Origin of the sequence: Burkholderia cepacia, from assembly GCF_001039005.1 — a bacterium.
GTDB classification, from domain to species: Bacteria; Pseudomonadota; Gammaproteobacteria; order Burkholderiales; family Burkholderiaceae; genus Burkholderia; species Burkholderia theae.
The window spans coordinates 41,085-58,675 of the sequence record NZ_LDWR01000033.1 but is presented as its reverse complement, the minus strand read 5'-3'; the positions used below and the strand labels follow the sequence as shown (position 1 = coordinate 58,675).

Below are 17,591 nucleotides of genomic sequence, written 5' to 3'. Positions count from 1 at the left end.
CTGAGGCCGCGCGGGTTGCGTGATGCGCCCGCGCCGCTTCGGTCAAGGAGCAAGCTATGGCTGGAATGAAGGAAATTCGCGGCAAGATCAAGAGCGTGCAAAACACGCGCAAGATCACGAAGGCGATGGAGATGGTGGCCGCATCGAAGATGCGCCGCGCGCAGGAACGCATGCGCGCAGCGCGTCCGTACGCGGACAAGGTCCGTGCCATCGCCGCGCACATGAGCCGCGCGAACCCGGAGTACCGCCACCCGTTCATGGTGGCGAACGAAGGCGTGAACACGGCCGGCATCATCCTTGTCACGACGGACAAGGGTCTGTGCGGTGGTCTGAACACCAACGTGCTGCGTGCGACGGTGCAGAAGTTCAAGGAGCTGGAAGAGAAGGGCCAGAAGGTCGAAGCCACCGCGATCGGTAGCAAGGGCCTCGGGTTCCTGAACCGCTTCGGCGCGAAGGTGATGTCGCAGGTCGTGCACCTCGGCGACACCCCGCACCTGGACAAGCTGATCGGCGCCGTGAAGACGCAGCTCGATCTGTACTCGGAAGGCAAGCTGTCGGCGGTCTATATCGCGTACACGCGCTTCGTCAACACGATGAAGCAGGAATCCGTGATCGAGCAACTGCTGCCGCTGTCGTCGGAACACTTCGAAACGGATGACGGCACGCCGTCGACGTCGTGGGACTACATCTACGAGCCGGACGCGCAGGCAGTCGTCGACGAACTGCTCGTGCGTTACGTCGAGGCGCTGGTGTACCAGGCCGTCGCGGAGAACATGGCGTCCGAGCAATCGGCGCGCATGGTCGCGATGAAGGCCGCGTCCGACAACGCGAAGACGGTGATCAGCGAACTGCAGCTCGTGTACAACAAGAGCCGTCAGGCCGCGATTACGAAAGAACTGTCGGAGATCGTCGGCGGCGCAGCCGCTGTTTAAGCGCGCGCCCGGGACGACAACTGCGCCTTTGCGCGAGTAAAGAATCAGGTATTTAAAGGAAAAGCGATGAGTACTGCTGCTTTGGTAGAAGGCAAGATCGTACAGTGCATCGGCGCCGTTATCGACGTGGAATTCCCGCGCGACAGCATGCCGAAGATCTACGACGCGCTTATTCTCGATGGCTCGGAACTGACGCTCGAAGTCCAGCAGCAGCTGGGCGACGGCGTGGTCCGGACCATCTGTCTGGGTGCATCCGACGGCCTGCGCCGCGGTCTGGTGGTGAAGAACACGCGGAAGCCGATCTCGGTGCCGGTCGGCAAGCCGACCCTCGGCCGGATCATGGACGTGCTCGGCCGTCCGATCGACGAAGCTGGCCCGATCGAGAGCGAACACACCCGCTCGATCCACCAGAAGGCACCGGCGTTCGACGAACTGTCGCCGTCGACCGAACTGCTCGAAACGGGTATCAAGGTCATCGACCTGATCTGCCCGTTCGCAAAGGGCGGCAAGGTCGGTCTGTTCGGTGGTGCTGGCGTGGGCAAGACCGTCAACATGATGGAGCTCATCAACAACATCGCGAAGGAACACGGCGGTTACTCCGTGTTCGCGGGCGTGGGCGAGCGTACCCGTGAAGGGAACGACTTCTACCACGAAATGAAGGACTCGAACGTTCTCGACAAGGTCGCGCTGGTGTACGGCCAGATGAACGAGCCGCCGGGCAACCGTCTGCGCGTCGCGCTGACCGGCCTGACGATGGCCGAGCACTTCCGTGACGAAGGCCTCGACGTGCTGTTCTTCGTCGACAACATCTACCGTTTCACGCTGGCCGGTACCGAAGTGTCGGCACTGCTCGGCCGTATGCCGTCGGCAGTGGGCTATCAGCCGACGCTGGCTGAAGAAATGGGCAAGCTGCAAGAGCGCATCACGTCGACCAAGAAGGGCTCGATTACGTCGGTCCAGGCCGTGTACGTCCCTGCGGATGACTTGACCGACCCGTCGCCGGCTACGACCTTCGGCCACTTGGACGCAACCGTCGTTCTGTCGCGTGACATCGCTTCGCTGGGTATCTACCCGGCGGTCGACCCGCTCGACTCGACGTCGCGCCAGATCGACCCGAACGTGATCGGTGAAGAGCACTACACGATCACCCGTCGCGTTCAGCAGACGCTGCAGCGCTACAAGGAACTGCGCGACATCATCGCGATTCTGGGCATGGACGAACTGTCGCCGGAAGACAAGCTGTCGGTCGCACGTGCACGTAAGATCCAGCGTTTCCTGTCGCAGCCGTTCCACGTTGCTGAAGTGTTCACGGGCTCGCCGGGCAAGTACGTGCCGCTGAAGGAAACGATCCGTGGCTTCAAGATGATCGTCGACGGCGAGTGCGATCACCTGCCGGAGCAGGCGTTCTACATGGTCGGCACGATCGACGAAGCCTTCGAAAAGGCCAAGAAGATCCAGTAAGGGTCATGTGATCGGAGTAAGCGCTGAAGCGCTCACTCCCGCCGACCGCCGCAGGGCAAGAGTCAGTGCTGAGGCGCTAACTCTTGCCAACTGCGGCATGGGGCGGGGGTAAGTGCCAAAGCACTCACTCCCGCCGACAGGAGTCGATATGGCAACCATCAAAGTAGACGTCGTCAGCGCGGAAGAGCAGATCTTCTCGGGCCAGGCGAAATTCGTCGCGCTGCCGGGCGAAGCGGGTGAACTGGGCATTCTGCCGGGCCACACGCCGCTGATCACGCGGATTCGTCCGGGTGCGGTGCGCATCGAAGTCGAGGGCGGCAACGACGAATTCGTGTTCGTCGCGGGCGGCATTCTCGAAGTGCAGCCGGGTGCCGTGACGGTGCTCGCCGATACCGCGATCCGCGGCAAGGACCTCGACGCGGCGAAAGCCGAGGAAGCGCGCAAGCGCGCCGAGGAAACGCTGCAGAACGCGAAGTCGGATCTCGACCTCGCGAAAGCGCAATCCGAGCTCGCGACCGCGATGGCGCAGCTCGAGGCGATCCAGCGTCTGGCGAAGATTCGCAGCCGGCACTGAGCCGCGCCGCGTATCCCGCGAAAGAAAGGCAGCCTTCGGGCTGCTTTTTTTTCGTCCGCCGTTTGCGCGCCAGATCGTTTCGTCCGGTCGTGCTATTTCATCCGTCCGCTGCGATTTGATGTCAGAGTGTTGTCAGCAGAGCGGGTCATCATCCGCGGTGAGGCTGTCCGTCGCGATCGCGGCGGTGGAGGCGGGCGCCGGAAGTGCGCACGGGCCGATCAGACAAAAAGGACGGAGACATTCATGGCAGCAGACCTTGGCGTAGCGGCGCTGATCGCGCCCGAAAACGGCTTGTCTTACGTGCGCGGCGCGACCGACGTGCCGCTATCCGAAGCGACCATCGGCCGTTTCCTGCTCGACACGGCCGGCCGCTTTCCCGATCGCCTGGCCGTCGTGTTCCGCGAGCAGCAGGTGCGCTGGACCTGGCGCGAGTTCGCGAACGAGGTCGACGTGCTGGCGGCCGGCCTGGCCGCGCTCGGCATCGTGAAGGGCGACTGCGTCGGTATCTGGTCGCCGAACCGCAGCGAATGGCTGCTGACGCAGTTCGCGACCGCCCGTATCGGCGCGGTGCTCGTCAACATCAATCCGGCCTACCGGCTGTCGGAGCTCGAATACGCGCTGAACAAGGTCGGCTGCAAGGCCGTGATCGCGGCCGAGCGCTTCAAGATTTCCGCATACGTCGAGATGCTGCAGACCATCGCGCCGGAGCTCGCGACCGCGACGCCGGGCGACCTGCATGCGGCACGCGTGCCGAGCCTGCGCACGGTCGTGTCGATGGGCGACGTCGCGCCGGCCGGCATGTTCCGTTTCGCGGACCTGATGGCGCGCGGCCGCCAGGCGGTCGATTCCGCGCTGCTCGATGCGATCGGCGCGACGCTCACGTCCACCGACGCGATCAACATCCAGTTCACGAGCGGCACGACCGGCAGCCCGAAGGGCGCGACGCTCACGCATCGCAACGTCGTCAACAACGGGCGCTCGATCGCGACGGCGATGCGTTTCACCGAGCAGGACACGCTGTGCATTCCGGTGCCGCTGTACCACTGCTTCGGGATGGTGCTGGCCGTGCTCGCCTGCGTGTCGAAGGGCGCGGCGATGGTGTTCCCCGGCGAGGCATTCGACCCGGTCGCGACGCTCGCGGCCGTGGCCGACGAGCGCTGCACCGCGCTGCACGGTGTGCCGACGATGTTCATCGCGGAGCTCGATCATCCGCAGTTCGCAACCTTCGAGCTGTCGACGCTGCGCACCGGGATCATGGCCGGCTCGCCGTGCCCGATCGAGACGATGAAGCGCGTCGTGTCGCAGATGCACCTGTCGGAGATCACGATCGCGTACGGGATGACGGAGACGAGCCCCGTGTCGTTCCAGAGTTCGACCGACGATCCGCTCGAGAAGCGCACGACGACGGTCGGGCGCATCCAGCCGCATCTGGAAGTGAAGATCGTCGATCCGAGCGGCGAGATCGTGCCGGTCGGCGCGACGGGCGAGCTGTGCACGAAGGGTTATTCGGTGATGCTCGGCTACTGGGACGACGACACGAAGACGCGCGAGGTGCTGGTCGACGGCTGGATGCATACGGGCGATCTCGCGACGCTCGACGCGGACGGATACTGCAACATCGTCGGCCGGCTGAAGGACATGGTGATTCGCGGCGGCGAGAACGTCTATCCGCGCGAGATCGAGGAATTCCTGTTTCGGCATCCGAAGATCCAGAGCGCGCAGGTGTTCGGCGTGCCCGATGCGAAATACGGCGAGGAGCTGTGCGCGTGGATCGTGCTGCGCGCGGACGAGCAGATGACCGAGGACGACGTGCGTGCGTTCTGCAGCGGGCAGATCGCGCACTACAAGATTCCGCGCTATATCCGCTTCGTCGACGAGCTGCCGATGACGGTGACGGGCAAGGTGCAGAAGTTCGTAATGCGCGACCGGATGATCGAGGAACTGAAGCTCGACGTGCAGAAGACCGCGTAAATCGGCTTGGCGGCTGGCGGCCAAAAAAAAGCGCAACGGCCTGCGGGCAATTGCGTTTTCGATGGACGAAAAAAAGCGGGCTTATTAGCCCGCTAAAAACCACACGCTACGGGGTTAGCGCGAGGAGACCAAAGATGAAACCGAGTCCGGCGGGGGGCCGGAAACGACTCCAACAGGGATGCCCCTGGGAAGGGCTTCGGTACGTGACCGACTGGCTCGCAGCGCTTCGCGTCCGCTCACACTTGGCACACGAGACCGCATCCGTGTTGAAACCGTTGAGGCCATTGTGGGCGAATTAATGACCCGTCGCGGTAACAAAGTGTTTCAGGTTGTAACGCCCGCCAGATAAGGCTTCCCGGGATTTTTTGCTGTTTTCGGGATTCTGAAAAAGGTCATTTTTACCCATATTTTCCTCAGCGTTTTCATCGCATGCGCACGATGCGTTTTTCATGCGTATCAGGCTCGATGAACTGCCTATTTGCACGCGAGAAAGTGCGCCGCGCGGCAGATACCGCGCATGACGATTCATTCGTCGGAAAGATTTTGAAACGTGATTGGAATACGCGGAAGTCGGCCGTTCGGCCAATTCGGCGGTTTCGGGCGGGTTTCTCGCCGCTGGCGTGCGGCGTCGAAGTGTAACGGCGGTCGGCCGGCCGCCGCCGCGCAGCTACTTTTACGGGCGGCGGCCACGGGGTCGGTGCCCGTTATCGGCCGCCGCGCACCGGCTCGCTTACTTCAGCCACTTGTCCGAAATTGCCTGATATTCGCCGGTCGACAGCGCGAGATGCAGCCACTGGTCGACGTACTGCTGGAACACCACATCGCCGCGCGGCACCATGTATGCCTTCTCGCCGAACTGGAACGGCTTGTCCGGATGCACCGAGCACAGGCCCGGATTCAGCTTTTGCTGCAGCAGCGTCTCGGACGCATCCGTCACCATCACGTCGGCCTTGCCCGCGAGGATCTGCTTGAAGATCGTCACGTTGTCCGGATAGACGGTCAGGTTCGCGTGCGGGAAATACTGCTTCGCGAAACGCTCGTTGGTGCCGCCCGGGTTCACGATCGCGCGCGTTTCGGGCCGGTCGATCTGCGCGACGGTCTGGTATTTGTCGGCGTCCGCGCAGCGTGCGATCGGCGCCTTGCCGTCGACGACGTACGGCCGCGTGAAGAACACGCGCTTCTGGCGCTCGAGCGTCGTCGATATGCCGCCCACCGCGATGTCGCACTTCGCGACGAAATCGCCGGTCAGGTTCGACCAGCTCGTCTTCACGTAGTCGGTCTTCACGCCGAGCGACTTCGCGAGCGATTCGGCCATGTCGATGTCGATGCCCTCGAAGCGGCCGTCCGCGCGGTAGTACGAATACGGCTTGTAGTCGCCCGTCGTGCAGACGCGCAGCGCGCCGCGCGCGAGCACGTCGTCGAGCCGCGAGCCGGCGCCCGGTGCGGCCGCGGCGGCGCCCGCGCCGGTCTGCGCGTGCGCGGCGGCGCAGCAAAGCAACGCGACCGCGGCGAGCGTGGCGAATGGTTTCATCGGTCTCCTCCTTCGTTTCGTTCGATATGAGCGTCCGATCATAACGGAGCCATCGCGCGCGTCATATGGCCGCCATCGCGTCGGATGCGCAGCCCGGCGGCGGCAGTCCGGTAAAATGCCGGTTTGCTCTCGCATCGTCGCTCCTACCGTGGCCCATACCCTGCTCAACGACACCTTCCTGCGTGCGCTTCTGCGCGAGCCGACCGACTACACGCCGATCTGGCTGATGCGCCAGGCCGGCCGCTACCTGCCCGAATACAACGCGACGCGCACGCGCGCCGGCAGCTTCCTCGGTCTCGCGAAGAATCCCGACTACGCGACCGAAGTGACGCTGCAGCCGCTCGAGCGCTTTCCGCTCGACGCCGCGATCCTGTTCTCGGACATCCTGACGATTCCGGACGCGATGGGGCTCGGCCTCGACTTCCAGGTTGGCGAAGGGCCGAAGTTCGCGCACCCGGTGCGCACCGAGGCTGACGTCGCGAAACTCGCGGTACCGGACATCGACGAGACGCTCGGCTACGTGACCGGCGCCGTGCGCGAGATTCGCCGCGCGCTCACCGATGGCCAGGGCCGCCAGCGCGTGCCGCTGATCGGCTTCTCGGGCAGCCCGTGGACGCTCGCGTGCTACATGGTCGAAGGCGGCGGGTCGGACGATTTCCGCACGGTGAAGTCGATGGCGTATTCGCGCCCCGACCTGATGCACCGGATCCTCGACGTGAACGCGCAGGCGGTGGCCGCGTACCTGAACGCGCAGATCGAAGCGGGCGCGCAGGCCGTGATGATCTTCGATACGTGGGGCGGCGCGCTGGCGGACGGCGCGTACCAGCGCTTTTCGCTCGACTACATCCGCCGCGTGGTCGCGCAGCTCAAGCGCGAGCACGACGGCGAGCGCGTGCCGGTGATCACGTTCACGAAGGGCGGCGGGCTTTGGCTCGAGGAAATCGCGGCGATCGGCGTCGACGCGGTCGGGCTCGACTGGACGGTCAACCTCGGCGCCGCGCGCGAACGCGTCGCGGGGCGCGTCGCGCTGCAGGGCAACCTCGACCCGACGATCCTGTTTGCGCCGCCGGCCGCGGTGCGCGAACAGGCGCGCGCGGTGCTCGACAGCTACGGCAACCATCCGGGCCACGTGTTCAACCTCGGGCACGGCATCTCGCAATTCACGTCGCCCGACCACGTCGCCGAACTCGTCGACGAGGTGCACAACCACAGCCGCGCGATCCGTAGCGGAGCCGCCGGCTGAACGCAAGCGCCGTCATGCTGCACTGCAGGGTGACGGTGTTTCGTTTTTGAAACTAAACAGGGCGCAACCCCGCACCGGTTGCCGATTCGTTGCTTGTCAAGACTTGACTTATACACATTTTCCACGTTGCAGCGCGGTAGAGCCCCGTATCGGTCAATTTGTCTCGCTATGGTCTGGTAATTTGAATAGCAGCCTTATGGAATAAGGCTCCGCGGGGCGCCGCAACAAGCGGCGAAAAACGGCGGAAAGCACGGCCCCGCGCGCGTTGCGGCCATTGAGCGACGAGTTCTCAACAAAGTTATCCACAGGCTGGGCAGGGTATACGGCGATTCCTAATGCGAATCCAAAACTTAGCGCCGAATCTGAAGTTTTACTTTAAGTTCGCTGCCGCGATGCGGACGCGGATGCAAGCCGTCCACGCGGCGCGTGTCGCCGCCGGAGCGCCGTGATGGACGGCACCTACCTGCGCGTCGCGCTCGACCATCCGCTTGCGACCCTGTTCGACTACCGCTGCGACGCGCAGCCGGCGCCCGTGCCCGGCACGCTCGTGCAGGTGCCGTTCGGCAAGCGGCAGGCCGTCGGGCTCGTTTGCGAAGTGACGACTCACACCGACGTGCCGCCGTCGCGGCTGCGCGCGATCGACGCGATCTGCTCCGACCTGCCGCCGTTGTCGGCGGACTGGCTCGCGCTCGTGTCGTTCGCCGCCGATTATTATCAGCGCGGGCGCGGCGAGGTCGCGCTGCCGGCGCTGCCGCAAGCGCTACGCGACGCCGGGCGCTGGGGGCGGCTGCTGGCGCCCGAGGTGCGCTACCGGCCGACGGACGCGGGCCGCGCGGCACTGCCCGACGCGTTGCCCGCGCGCGGCGCCGCGCTGCGGCGGCTCGCGCAGGCGCTCGTCGATACCGGCTCGCTGGCGTTGCCCGATGCGCGCGCGCTGCATCCGAAGGCGGCCGCGACGCTCGACGACTGGGCGGCACGCGGTTGGGTCGACGTCGAGGAGATCGGCTGGGCCGATACGCCTGTGCCCAAAGCTGTGGATAACCTGTCGACAACCGGTGGACGAGCTGTGCCGCCGGCACTTACCGACCAGCAGGCCGAGGCGCTCGACGCGATCCGCGCCGCGCAGGGCTTCGCGCCGTTCCTGCTGCACGGCGTGACGGGCAGCGGCAAGACCGAGGTCTACCTGCATGCGCTCGCGTCGCTGCTCGATGCGCGGCCGGACGCGCAGGCGCTCGTGCTCGTCCCCGAAATCAACCTGACGCCGCAGTTCGAGGCCGCGTTTCGCGCGCGCTTCGCGGGGGCGCTCGCCGACGACGCGATCGTCACGCTGCACAGCGGGCTCGCCGAGGGCGAACGGGCGCGCAACTGGCTCGCCGCGCATACGGGCCGCGCGCGGATCGTGCTCGGCACGCGCCTCGCGGTGCTCGCGTCGATGCCGACGCTCGCGCTGGTCGTCGTCGACGAGGAGCACGAGCCTGCGTACAAGCAGCAGGAAGGGCTGCGCTATTCGGCGCGCGATCTCGCCGTGTGGCGCGCGAAGCAGCTCGGCATCACGGTCGTGCTCGGTTCGGCCACGCCGTCGCTCGAAACCTGGTGGCAGGCCGAGCAGGGCCGCTACACGCGGCTCACGCTGTCGCGCCGCGCGGTGGCCGATGCGACGCTGCCGACCGTGCGGCTGATCGATCTCGAAGAGGAACGGCGGCGCGGGCGCGCGTCGTTGGGCGGGCTGTCGGGGCCGCTCGTCGCCGGGTTGAAGGGGCGGCTCGAGCGCGGCGAACAAAGCCTCGTGTTCCTGAACCGGCGCGGTTACGCGCCGCAGCTCGCGTGCGACGCATGCGGCTGGGTCGCGGGTTGCCCGCGCTGCAGCGCGTACGTCGTGCTGCACAAACCCGAACATGCGCTGCGCTGTCATCACTGCGGCTGGGAGTCGCGCATTCCGCGGTCGTGCCCCGAATGCGGGAACGTCGACATCGCGCCGCTCGGGCGCGGCACGCAGCGCATCGAGGAGGCGCTCGCCGAGGCCGTGCCGGGCGCGCGCGTGCTGCGGATCGACGCGGACAGCACGCGCCGCAAAGGCAGCGCTCAGGCGCTTTTTTCCGATGTGCACGCGGGCGAGGTCGATATCCTCGTCGGCACGCAGATGATCGCGAAGGGCCACGACTTCCAGCGCGTGTCGCTCGTCGGCGTGCTCAATGCCGACACCGCGCTGTTCTCGCACGACTTCCGCGCGAGCGAGCGGCTGTTCGCGCAGCTGATGCAGGTGAGCGGCCGCGCGGGACGCGCCGGGCTGCCGGGCGAGGTGCTCGTGCAGACGCGTTACCCGCGTCACGCGCTGTACCACGCACTCGGGCGGCAGGATTACATCGGCTTCGCGAATTCGACGCTCGGCGAGCGCCGCGACGCGCACCTGCCGCCGTTCGTCTACCAGGCGCTGCTGCGCGCCGAAGGACGCACGCTCGACGCGGCGCTCGCGTTCCTGCTGCAGGCCGCGGCCGCGTTGCCGGGGCTGCCGGGCGCCGATCGCGTGACCGTGTACGACGCGGTGCCGATGACGATCGTCAAGGTCGCGAACGTCCACCGCGCGCAGTTGCTGCTCGAAAGCGCGTCGCGGGCGGCGCTGCAGCATGCGCTGCGCGCGTGGCAGCCGGAGCTGCGCGCGCTGAAGGGCGTGCTGCGGTGGAGCGTCGAAGTCGATCCGCTGGATATCTGAGCGGCGCCCGCGCGGCCATCGCGCGGCGCGCTGCCCGGTGTTGACGCCCAAACCGCCGGGCACCCTCGAACGGTCTCTCGTCGCGCGCCCGCAACCCGGCGCCGCACCCGCCGGCACGCCCAGTGCAACCCGTTTTGTTCCGCTTCCGCACACACCGCGGGTTGCCCACGCGTGTCAAACCGGCCCGCTCAGGGAAAACACCGATCCGCCGACCACGGGCAACCCCTAGGTTGCAACCGTGTAAGTGGCTGATTATATTGACTATCCAAAGGGTGCAACCTATCTCTCAATTTGGTTGCACCTTTTTATTGCGTGCCGTAGGATTTCGCGCATCCTCTCACACCACATTGCCGGGCTCGCACCGGCGCACGAACCCACCATGGCAAGCACGACTCTCGGCGTCAAAGTCGACGATCTTCTCCGCTCGCGCCTCAAGGACGCTGCCGCGCGTCTCGAGCGCACCCCCCACTGGCTGATCAAGCAGGCGATCTTCGCGTATCTCGAGCGGATCGAGCACGGTCAGTTGCCGCCCGAACTGTCGGGCCACAGCGGCGTCACGGAGCTCGCCGACGGCCAGGCCGCGGACGGCGACGACGACAACTCGCCGCATCCGTTCCTCGAGTTCGCGCAGAACGTGCAGCCGCAATCGGTACTGCGCGCGGCGATCACGGCCGCATACCGCCGCCCTGAGCCGGAATGCGTGCCGTTCCTGCTCGGCCAGGCACGTTTGCCCGCGAACCTGCAGGCGGACGTGCAGGCGCTCGCGACCAGGCTCGTCGAAGCGTTGCGCGAGAAGAGCTCCGGCGGCGGCGTCGAAGGGCTGATCCACGAGTTCTCGCTGTCGAGCCAGGAAGGTGTCGCGCTGATGTGCCTCGCCGAAGCGCTGCTGCGCATTCCCGACCGCGCGACGCGCGATGCGCTGATCCGCGACAAGATCAGCAAGGGCGACTGGCGTTCGCACGTCGGCCACGCGCCGTCGCTGTTCGTCAACGCGGCGACCTGGGGGCTGATGATCACGGGCAAGCTCGTGACGACCAACAGCGAAGCGGGCCTGTCGTCGGCGCTCACGCGCCTGATCGGCCGCGGCGGCGAACCGCTGATTCGCAAGGGCGTCGACATGGCGATGCGCCTGATGGGCGAGCAGTTCGTCACCGGCGAGACGATTTCCGAAGCGCTCGCGAACAGCCGCAAGTACGAAGCGCGCGGCTTCCGCTACTCGTACGACATGCTCGGCGAAGCGGCGACGACCGAAGAGGACGCGCAGCGTTACTACGCGTCGTACGAGCAGGCGATCCACGCGATCGGCAAGGCGGCCGGCGGCCGCGGCATCTACGAAGGCCCGGGCATCTCGATCAAGCTGTCGGCGCTGCACGCGCGCTACTCGCGCTCGCAGCAGGACCGCACGATGATCGAGCTGCTGCCGCGCGTGCGCGCGCTCGCGCTGCTGGCGCGCCGCTACGACATCGGCCTGAACATCGATGCCGAGGAGGCCGACCGCCTCGAACTGTCGCTCGACCTGCTCGAGGCACTGTGCTTCGATCCGGATCTCGCGGGCTGGAACGGCATCGGCTTCGTCGTGCAGGGCTACCAGAAGCGCTGCCCGTTCGTGATCGACTACCTGATCGATCTCGCGCGCCGCAGCCGTCACCGCCTGATGATCCGCCTCGTGAAGGGCGCGTACTGGGACAGCGAGATCAAGCGTGCACAGGTCGACGGCCTCGAAGGCTATCCTGTCTATACGCGCAAGATCTACACGGACGTGTCGTACCTTGCATGCGCGAAGAAGCTGCTCGCGGCGCCCGACGCCGTCTATCCGCAGTTCGCGACGCACAACGCGCACACGCTGGCCGCGATCTACCAGCTCGCGGGCCAGAACTACTACCCGGGCCAGTACGAATTCCAGTGCCTGCACGGGATGGGCGAGCCGCTGTACGAGGAAGTCACGGGCCGCGACAAGCTGAACCGTCCGTGCCGCGTCTACGCGCCGGTCGGCACGCACGAAACGCTGCTCGCGTACCTGGTGCGCCGCCTGCTGGAAAACGGCGCGAACACGTCGTTCGTGAACCGCATCGCCGATAAAGCGGTGCCGGTGAAGGAACTGGTCGCCGATCCGGTCGATGAAGCGTCGAAAGTCGTGCCGCTCGGCGCGCCGCACGCGAAGATCCCGCTGCCGCGCAACCTGTACGGTGACGAGCGGCCCAACTCGATGGGCCTCGACCTGTCGAACGAACACCGTCTCGCATCGCTGTCGTCCGCGCTGCTCGCGAGCGCGCATTTCCCGTGGCGCGCGGCGCCGATGCTCGCCGACGACACGCTCGCCGACGCACCGGCCCGCGACGTGCGCAACCCGGCCGACCAGCGCGACACGGTCGGCACGGTCAGCGAAGCGACGGCCGAGCACGTGAGCGCGGCGCTTGCGCACGCGGTGGCTGCCGCGCCGATCTGGCAGGCGACGCCGGTCGATGCACGCGCCGATTGCCTGGTGCGCGCGGCCGACCTGCTCGAAGCGCAGATGCACACGCTGATGGGCCTGATCGTGCGCGAAGCCGGCAAGTCGCTGCCGAACGCGATCGCCGAGATCCGCGAAGCGGTCGACTTCCTGCGCTACTACGCCGCGCAGATCCGCGAGGAATTCTCGAACGACACGCATCGCCCGCTCGGCCCCGTGGTCTGCATCAGCCCATGGAACTTCCCGCTCGCGATCTTCATGGGCCAGGTGGCGGCAGCGCTGGCAGCCGGCAACACGGTGCTCGCGAAGCCGGCCGAACAGACGCCGCTGATCGCCGCGCAGGCCGTGCGCCTGCTGCGCGAGGCCGGCGTGCCGGCCGGCGCGGTGCAACTGCTGCCGGGCGACGGCGAGACCGTCGGCGCGGCGCTGGTCGCCGATCCGCGCACGCGTGCCGTGATGTTCACGGGCTCGACCGAAGTCGCGCGCCTGATCAACAAGACGTTGTCGGCACGCCTCGACCCGGACGGCAAGCCGATTCCGCTGATCGCCGAAACGGGCGGCCAGAACGCGATGATCGTCGATTCGTCGGCGCTCGCGGAGCAGGTCGTCGCGGACGTGATGCAGTCGTCGTTCGACTCGGCCGGTCAACGGTGTTCGGCGCTGCGCGTTCTGTGTCTGCAGGACGATGTCGCGGACCGCACGCTGACGATGCTCAAGGGCGCGATGCACGAACTGGCGCTCGGCAACCCCGACCGGCTGTCGACGGACGTCGGCCCGGTGATCGACGGCGAAGCGAAACAGACGATCGACACGCACGTCGCGACGATGAAGGACAAGGGCCACGCGGTCACGCAACTGCCGGCGCCCGAAGCTTGCACGCACGGCACGTTCGTGCCGCCGACGCTGATCGAGATCGGCAGCATCGACGAGCTGAAGCGCGAAGTGTTCGGCCCCGTGCTGCACGTGGTGCGCTACCGCCGCAGCCAGCTCGACAAGCTGCTGGAACAGATCCGCGCGACCGGCTACGGCCTGACGCTCGGCATCCACACGCGGATCGACGAGACGATCGCGCACGTGATCTCGAATGCGCACGTGGGCAACATCTACGTGAACCGCAACGTGATCGGCGCGGTGGTCGGCGTGCAGCCGTTCGGCGGCGAAGGGCTGTCGGGCACGGGCCCGAAGGCCGGCGGCGCGCTGTACCTGCAGCGCCTGCTCGCGACGCGTCCGTCGGGCCTGCCGCGCACGCTCGCGCAGGCGCTGGTGGCGGACGGCGCAGTCGAAGGCGATGCACGCGGCAACCCGGCGGCGGCGCTCACCACGCTGCGCGACTGGCTGATCGAGCAGCGCGAGCCGGTGCTGGCCGCGCGTTGCGACGGTTATCTCGCACAGGTGCCGGCCGGTGCAACCGCGGTGCTGACCGGGCCGACGGGCGAGCGAAACACGTATACACTCGGCCCGCGCGGCACGGTGCTGTGTGTCGCGGCGACGCCGGGCGGCGCGCGCGCGCAGTTCGCCGCGGTGCTGGCGACCGGTAACCGCGCACTGTTCGCCGGCGCGGCGGGCGAGGCGCTCGTCGCCGCGCTGCCGGCGTCGCTGAAGACGCACGCGGTCGTGCGCAAGCAGGCCGACGCGGCGTTCGATGCGGTGCTGTTCGAAGGCGACAGCGACGAACTGCAGACGCTCGTGAAGGACGTCGCGCAGCGGCCGGGCCCGATCGTGTCGGTGCAGGGCGTGTCGGTGGGCGCGTTCGAGAACGGCGACGCGGAAGACTACGCGCTCGAGCGGCTGCTGACGGAGCGCTCGGTGAGCGTGAATACGGCCGCGGCGGGCGGCAATGCGAATTTGATGACGATCGGCTGATCATCCTTGCCGTTCGGATCAAACAAAGGAAGCGGCAAGGCGATCCCGAAGCCGCTCCATTTACCCTGGTACCAAGGAGATGCTATGCAACACACGATGAAAAAGCTGGCAGGCGCGACGTTTGTCGCCGTCATGTCGCTGGCGGGGACGGCCCATGCAGATGACGTGAAGATCGGTTACGCAGGGCCGATGACGGGTGCGCAGGCGCACTACGGCAAGGATATGCAGAACGGGATCGTGCTCGCGCTGGAAGATTTCAACGCGACGAACCCGAAGATCGGCGGCAAGCCGGTGAAGTTCGTGCTGAGCACGCAGGACGACCAGGCTGACCCGCGCACGGGCACGACGGTTGCGCAGAAGCTGGTCGACGACGGCATCAAGGGCATGCTCGGCCACTTCAACTCGGGCACGACGATTCCGGCTTCGCGCATCTACGCGAACGCGGGCATTCCGGAAATCGCGATGGCGACGGCGCCGGAATACACGCAGCAAGGTTACAAGACGACCTTCCGCATGATGACGTCCGACACGCAGCAGGGCTCGGTAGCGGGCACGTTCGCGTCGAAGGATCTCGGCATGAAGAAGATCGCAATCGTCGACGACCGCACGGCCTATGGCCAGGGTCTCGCCGACCAGTTCGAGAAGGCCGCGAAGGCCGGCGGCGCAACGATCGTCGACCGTGAATTCACGAACGACAAGGCTGTCGACTTCAAGGCGATCCTGACCAAGCTGAAGTCCGTGAAGCCGGACCTCGTCTACTACGGCGGCGCGGATTCGCAGGCAGCGCCGATGGTCAAGCAGATGAAGACGCTGGGCATCACGGCACCGCTGATGAGCGGCGAAATGGTGAAGACGCCGACGTTCCTGAAGATCGCGGGCAACGCGTCGGAAGGCACGATCGCGTCGCTGGCCGGTCTCCCGCTCGAAGAGATGCCTGGCGGCAAGACGTACGCCGACAAGTACAAGAAGCGCTTCGGCGAAGACGTGCAGACCTACTCGCCGTACGCATACGACGGCGCGATGGCGATGCTCAACGCGATGAAGAAGGCCGATTCGACCGACCCGGCGAAGTACCTGCCGGTGCTCGCGAAGAGCGACATGGCGGGCGTCACGTCGACGCACGTCGCGTATGACGCGAAGGGCGACCTGAAGAACGGCGGTATCACGATGTACAAGGTCGAGAAGGGTGAGTGGAAGCCGCTGAAGAGCATCGGCGGCAAGTAAGCAGCCTTTGAATCGCGGGCGGCGGCGCGTGTCGCTGCCCGGTCGATCAAGTGAAAAAGCCACCGGGCCCGACGGCCCGGTGGCTTTTTTCATCTGCGCGAGCGGTCGCTAGTCGTCCTTGCGCACGCGCAGCAGGAACTTCTGCAGCTTGCCCGTCGGCGTGCGCGGCAGCGCCTGCGCGAACACGAACTCGCGCGGGATCTTGTACGCGGCGAGCCGTTCGCCGCAGAACGCGCGCAGCGCGTCCGCGTCGGGCACCGTGCCCGTACGCGGCACGACGTGCGCGACGACCGTCTCGCCCCAGTCGGGATGCGGGACGCCGACCACGGCCGCTTCGGCGATGTCCGGGTGCGCGCCGAGCACGTCCTCCACTTCCTTCGAATAGACGTTCTCGCCGCCCGTCACGATCATGTCCTTCAGCCGGTCGACGATGAACAGATAGCCATCCTGATCGATCCGTGCGATGTCGCCGGTGCGATACCAGCCGTCCGGCGCGAACGCGGCGCGCGTCGCGGCCGCGTCGTCGAGATAACCGAGCATCATGCTGTCGGCCTTCAGCCAGATTTCGCCGGTCTCGCCCGGGCGTGCTTCGATGCCGTCCATCCGCACGACGCGCAGGTCGACGCCCGGGCCGCCGTGGCGGCCGATCGAACCGGCCTTCGCGACCTGCTCGTCCGGATACAGCGTCGAGCCGGCCGGCCCCGTTTCCGTCATCCCGTACACCTGGAAGAACGCATCGCTGCGATATGCGCGTGCGAGCCGCTCGGCCTGCGCGGCGCCGATCGGGCCGCCGCCGTACAGCCACGCGCGCACGCTCGACAGGTCGAATGCGGCGAAGCCGTCGACCGTGTCGAGCGGCAGCGTGTACGACACCGGCGCACCGAAATACAGCGTCACGCGCTCGCGCTCGATGGCCTGCAGGAAGCGCAGCGGATGGTATTCGCGCAGCAGCACGACGGTGCCGCCCGCATACAGCGTGCCGCCGAACCAGTTGTTGAGCGGCGACGAATGCCAGATCGGCATCGCCATCAGCGTGCGCTCATGGCGGCCGATGCCGATCGCGAGCGCCGCCGACATCGCCGCGAGCGTCACGGTGCGGTGGCTGTGCACGCAACCTTTCGGGCGGCCGGTCGTGCCGGACGTGTAGAGGATCTGTGCGATGTCGCCGTCGGCGGGATCGATGCCCGTGAGGCCGTCCATCGTTGCGCACATCGTGTCGAAGGATGGCACGCCGTCGAGCTCGCCTTCGGTCACGAGCCGCCGCGCGGGATGCACGATGCGTTCGAGCACCGGCGCGAGCGTCACGTCGAACAGGAGCGCCTTGCTGCGGCTGTGTTCGAGCACGTAGTCGACTTCCGGCGCCTGCAGCTTGTGGTTGATCGGCACGAACGTCGCGCCGAGCCGCCACGCGCCGAACATCAGGTCGACGAACGCCGGCGTGTTGAAGCACATCGCGGCGACGCGATCGCCGGCCGCGATCCCGAGCGCGCTCAGCACGCCGGCCGCGCGGTGCGAGCGCTCGCGCGCGGCCGCATAGGTGATCGTCGCGGATTCGCTGACGAGGAACGGCTTGTCGGGCGTCGCGCGGGCGGCGCGGTCGAGGGCGGCGACGAGGTTCATCGGGGGCTCCGGG

Annotated in this window: 11 protein-coding genes; 8 read left to right on the top strand and 3 right to left on the bottom strand. The window is 66.7% G+C overall.

Annotated elements, in window-relative coordinates; translation table 11 throughout:
- The first annotated feature begins 56 nt into the window (after window positions 1-56).
- From atpG to VL15_RS19440, 4 genes are all read left to right on the top strand, one after another.
- Window positions 57-932, top strand: coding sequence for a F0F1 ATP synthase subunit gamma (atpG, locus tag VL15_RS19455; protein WP_048247911.1), 876 nt, complete (start codon window positions 57-59; stop codon window positions 930-932).
- Between the two features lie 66 nt (window positions 933-998).
- Window positions 999-2,393, top strand: coding sequence for a F0F1 ATP synthase subunit beta (atpD, locus tag VL15_RS19450; protein WP_048247909.1), 1,395 nt, complete (start codon window positions 999-1,001; stop codon window positions 2,391-2,393).
- Between the two features lie 148 nt (window positions 2,394-2,541).
- Complete coding sequence (locus VL15_RS19445; RefSeq protein WP_048247907.1) at window positions 2,542-2,967, top strand: F0F1 ATP synthase subunit epsilon; 426 nt, start codon at window positions 2,542-2,544, stop codon at window positions 2,965-2,967.
- Between the two features lie 243 nt (window positions 2,968-3,210).
- Window positions 3,211-4,938 (top strand): AMP-binding protein, encoded by a 1,728-nt coding sequence (locus VL15_RS19440; RefSeq protein ID WP_048247905.1) that lies wholly within the window; start codon window positions 3,211-3,213, stop codon window positions 4,936-4,938.
- Between the two features lie 295 nt (window positions 4,939-5,233).
- Here the strand turns inward: VL15_RS19440 and VL15_RS42740 are convergent, their stop codons facing one another.
- Both VL15_RS42740 and VL15_RS19435 read right to left on the bottom strand, forming a co-directional pair.
- Window positions 5,234-5,389, bottom strand: coding sequence for a hypothetical protein (locus tag VL15_RS42740; protein WP_196319601.1), 156 nt, complete (start codon window positions 5,387-5,389; stop codon window positions 5,234-5,236).
- A gap of 279 nt (window positions 5,390-5,668) precedes the next feature.
- Window positions 5,669-6,469, bottom strand: a complete 801-nt coding sequence (locus VL15_RS19435) for a transporter substrate-binding domain-containing protein (protein ID WP_048247900.1) — start codon at window positions 6,467-6,469, stop codon at window positions 5,669-5,671.
- 148 nt (window positions 6,470-6,617) lie between these two features.
- Here VL15_RS19435 and hemE point away from each other — a divergent pair, with 148 nt between their 5' ends.
- From hemE to VL15_RS19415, 4 genes are all read left to right on the top strand, one after another.
- Window positions 6,618-7,712 (top strand): uroporphyrinogen decarboxylase, encoded by a 1,095-nt coding sequence (gene hemE / locus VL15_RS19430; RefSeq protein WP_329955954.1) that lies wholly within the window; start codon window positions 6,618-6,620, stop codon window positions 7,710-7,712.
- 448 nt (window positions 7,713-8,160) lie between these two features.
- Window positions 8,161-10,422 carry a primosomal protein N' gene (locus VL15_RS19425; RefSeq protein ID WP_048247896.1) on the top strand — a complete coding sequence of 754 codons (2,262 nt, stop codon included), beginning with the start codon at window positions 8,161-8,163 and terminating at the stop codon, window positions 10,420-10,422.
- 379 nt (window positions 10,423-10,801) lie between these two features.
- A complete protein-coding gene (gene putA / locus VL15_RS19420) occupies window positions 10,802-14,734 on the top strand; it encodes a trifunctional transcriptional regulator/proline dehydrogenase/L-glutamate gamma-semialdehyde dehydrogenase (protein ID WP_048247894.1) in 3,933 nt (1,310 codons plus the stop codon).
- An 84-nt stretch (window positions 14,735-14,818) separates the two neighbouring features.
- Complete coding sequence (locus tag VL15_RS19415; protein ID WP_048247892.1) at window positions 14,819-15,958, top strand: branched-chain amino acid ABC transporter substrate-binding protein; 1,140 nt, start codon at window positions 14,819-14,821, stop codon at window positions 15,956-15,958.
- Window positions 15,959-16,066: 108 nt separating this feature from the next.
- Here VL15_RS19415 and VL15_RS19410 read toward each other — a convergent pair whose 3' ends face one another.
- Entirely contained in the window at window positions 16,067-17,578 is a 1,512-nt protein-coding gene (locus tag VL15_RS19410) for a class I adenylate-forming enzyme family protein (protein WP_048247890.1), read from the bottom strand.
- Window positions 17,579-17,591 lie beyond the last annotated feature (13 nt).

Excerpts from the sequence above, each read along its gene's own strand:
- VL15_RS19445 (WP_048247907.1), top strand. The coding sequence starts at position 2,542 with ATGGCAACCATCAAAGTAGACGTCGTCAGCGCGGAAGAGCAGATCTTC.
- VL15_RS19425 (WP_048247896.1), top strand. The coding sequence starts at position 8,161 with ATGGACGGCACCTACCTGCGCGTCGCGCTCGACCATCCGCTTGCGACC.
- putA (WP_048247894.1), top strand. The coding sequence starts at position 10,802 with ATGGCAAGCACGACTCTCGGCGTCAAAGTCGACGATCTTCTCCGCTCG.
- VL15_RS42740 (WP_196319601.1), bottom strand. The coding sequence starts at position 5,389 with ATGAAAAACGCATCGTGCGCATGCGATGAAAACGCTGAGGAAAATATG.
- VL15_RS19440 (WP_048247905.1), top strand. The coding sequence starts at position 3,211 with ATGGCAGCAGACCTTGGCGTAGCGGCGCTGATCGCGCCCGAAAACGGC.
- VL15_RS19415 (WP_048247892.1), top strand. The coding sequence starts at position 14,819 with ATGCAACACACGATGAAAAAGCTGGCAGGCGCGACGTTTGTCGCCGTC.
- atpG (WP_048247911.1), top strand. The coding sequence starts at position 57 with ATGGCTGGAATGAAGGAAATTCGCGGCAAGATCAAGAGCGTGCAAAAC.
- VL15_RS19410 (WP_048247890.1), bottom strand. The coding sequence starts at position 17,578 with ATGAACCTCGTCGCCGCCCTCGACCGCGCCGCCCGCGCGACGCCCGAC.
- VL15_RS19435 (WP_048247900.1), bottom strand. The coding sequence starts at position 6,469 with ATGAAACCATTCGCCACGCTCGCCGCGGTCGCGTTGCTTTGCTGCGCC.
- atpD (WP_048247909.1), top strand. The coding sequence starts at position 999 with ATGAGTACTGCTGCTTTGGTAGAAGGCAAGATCGTACAGTGCATCGGC.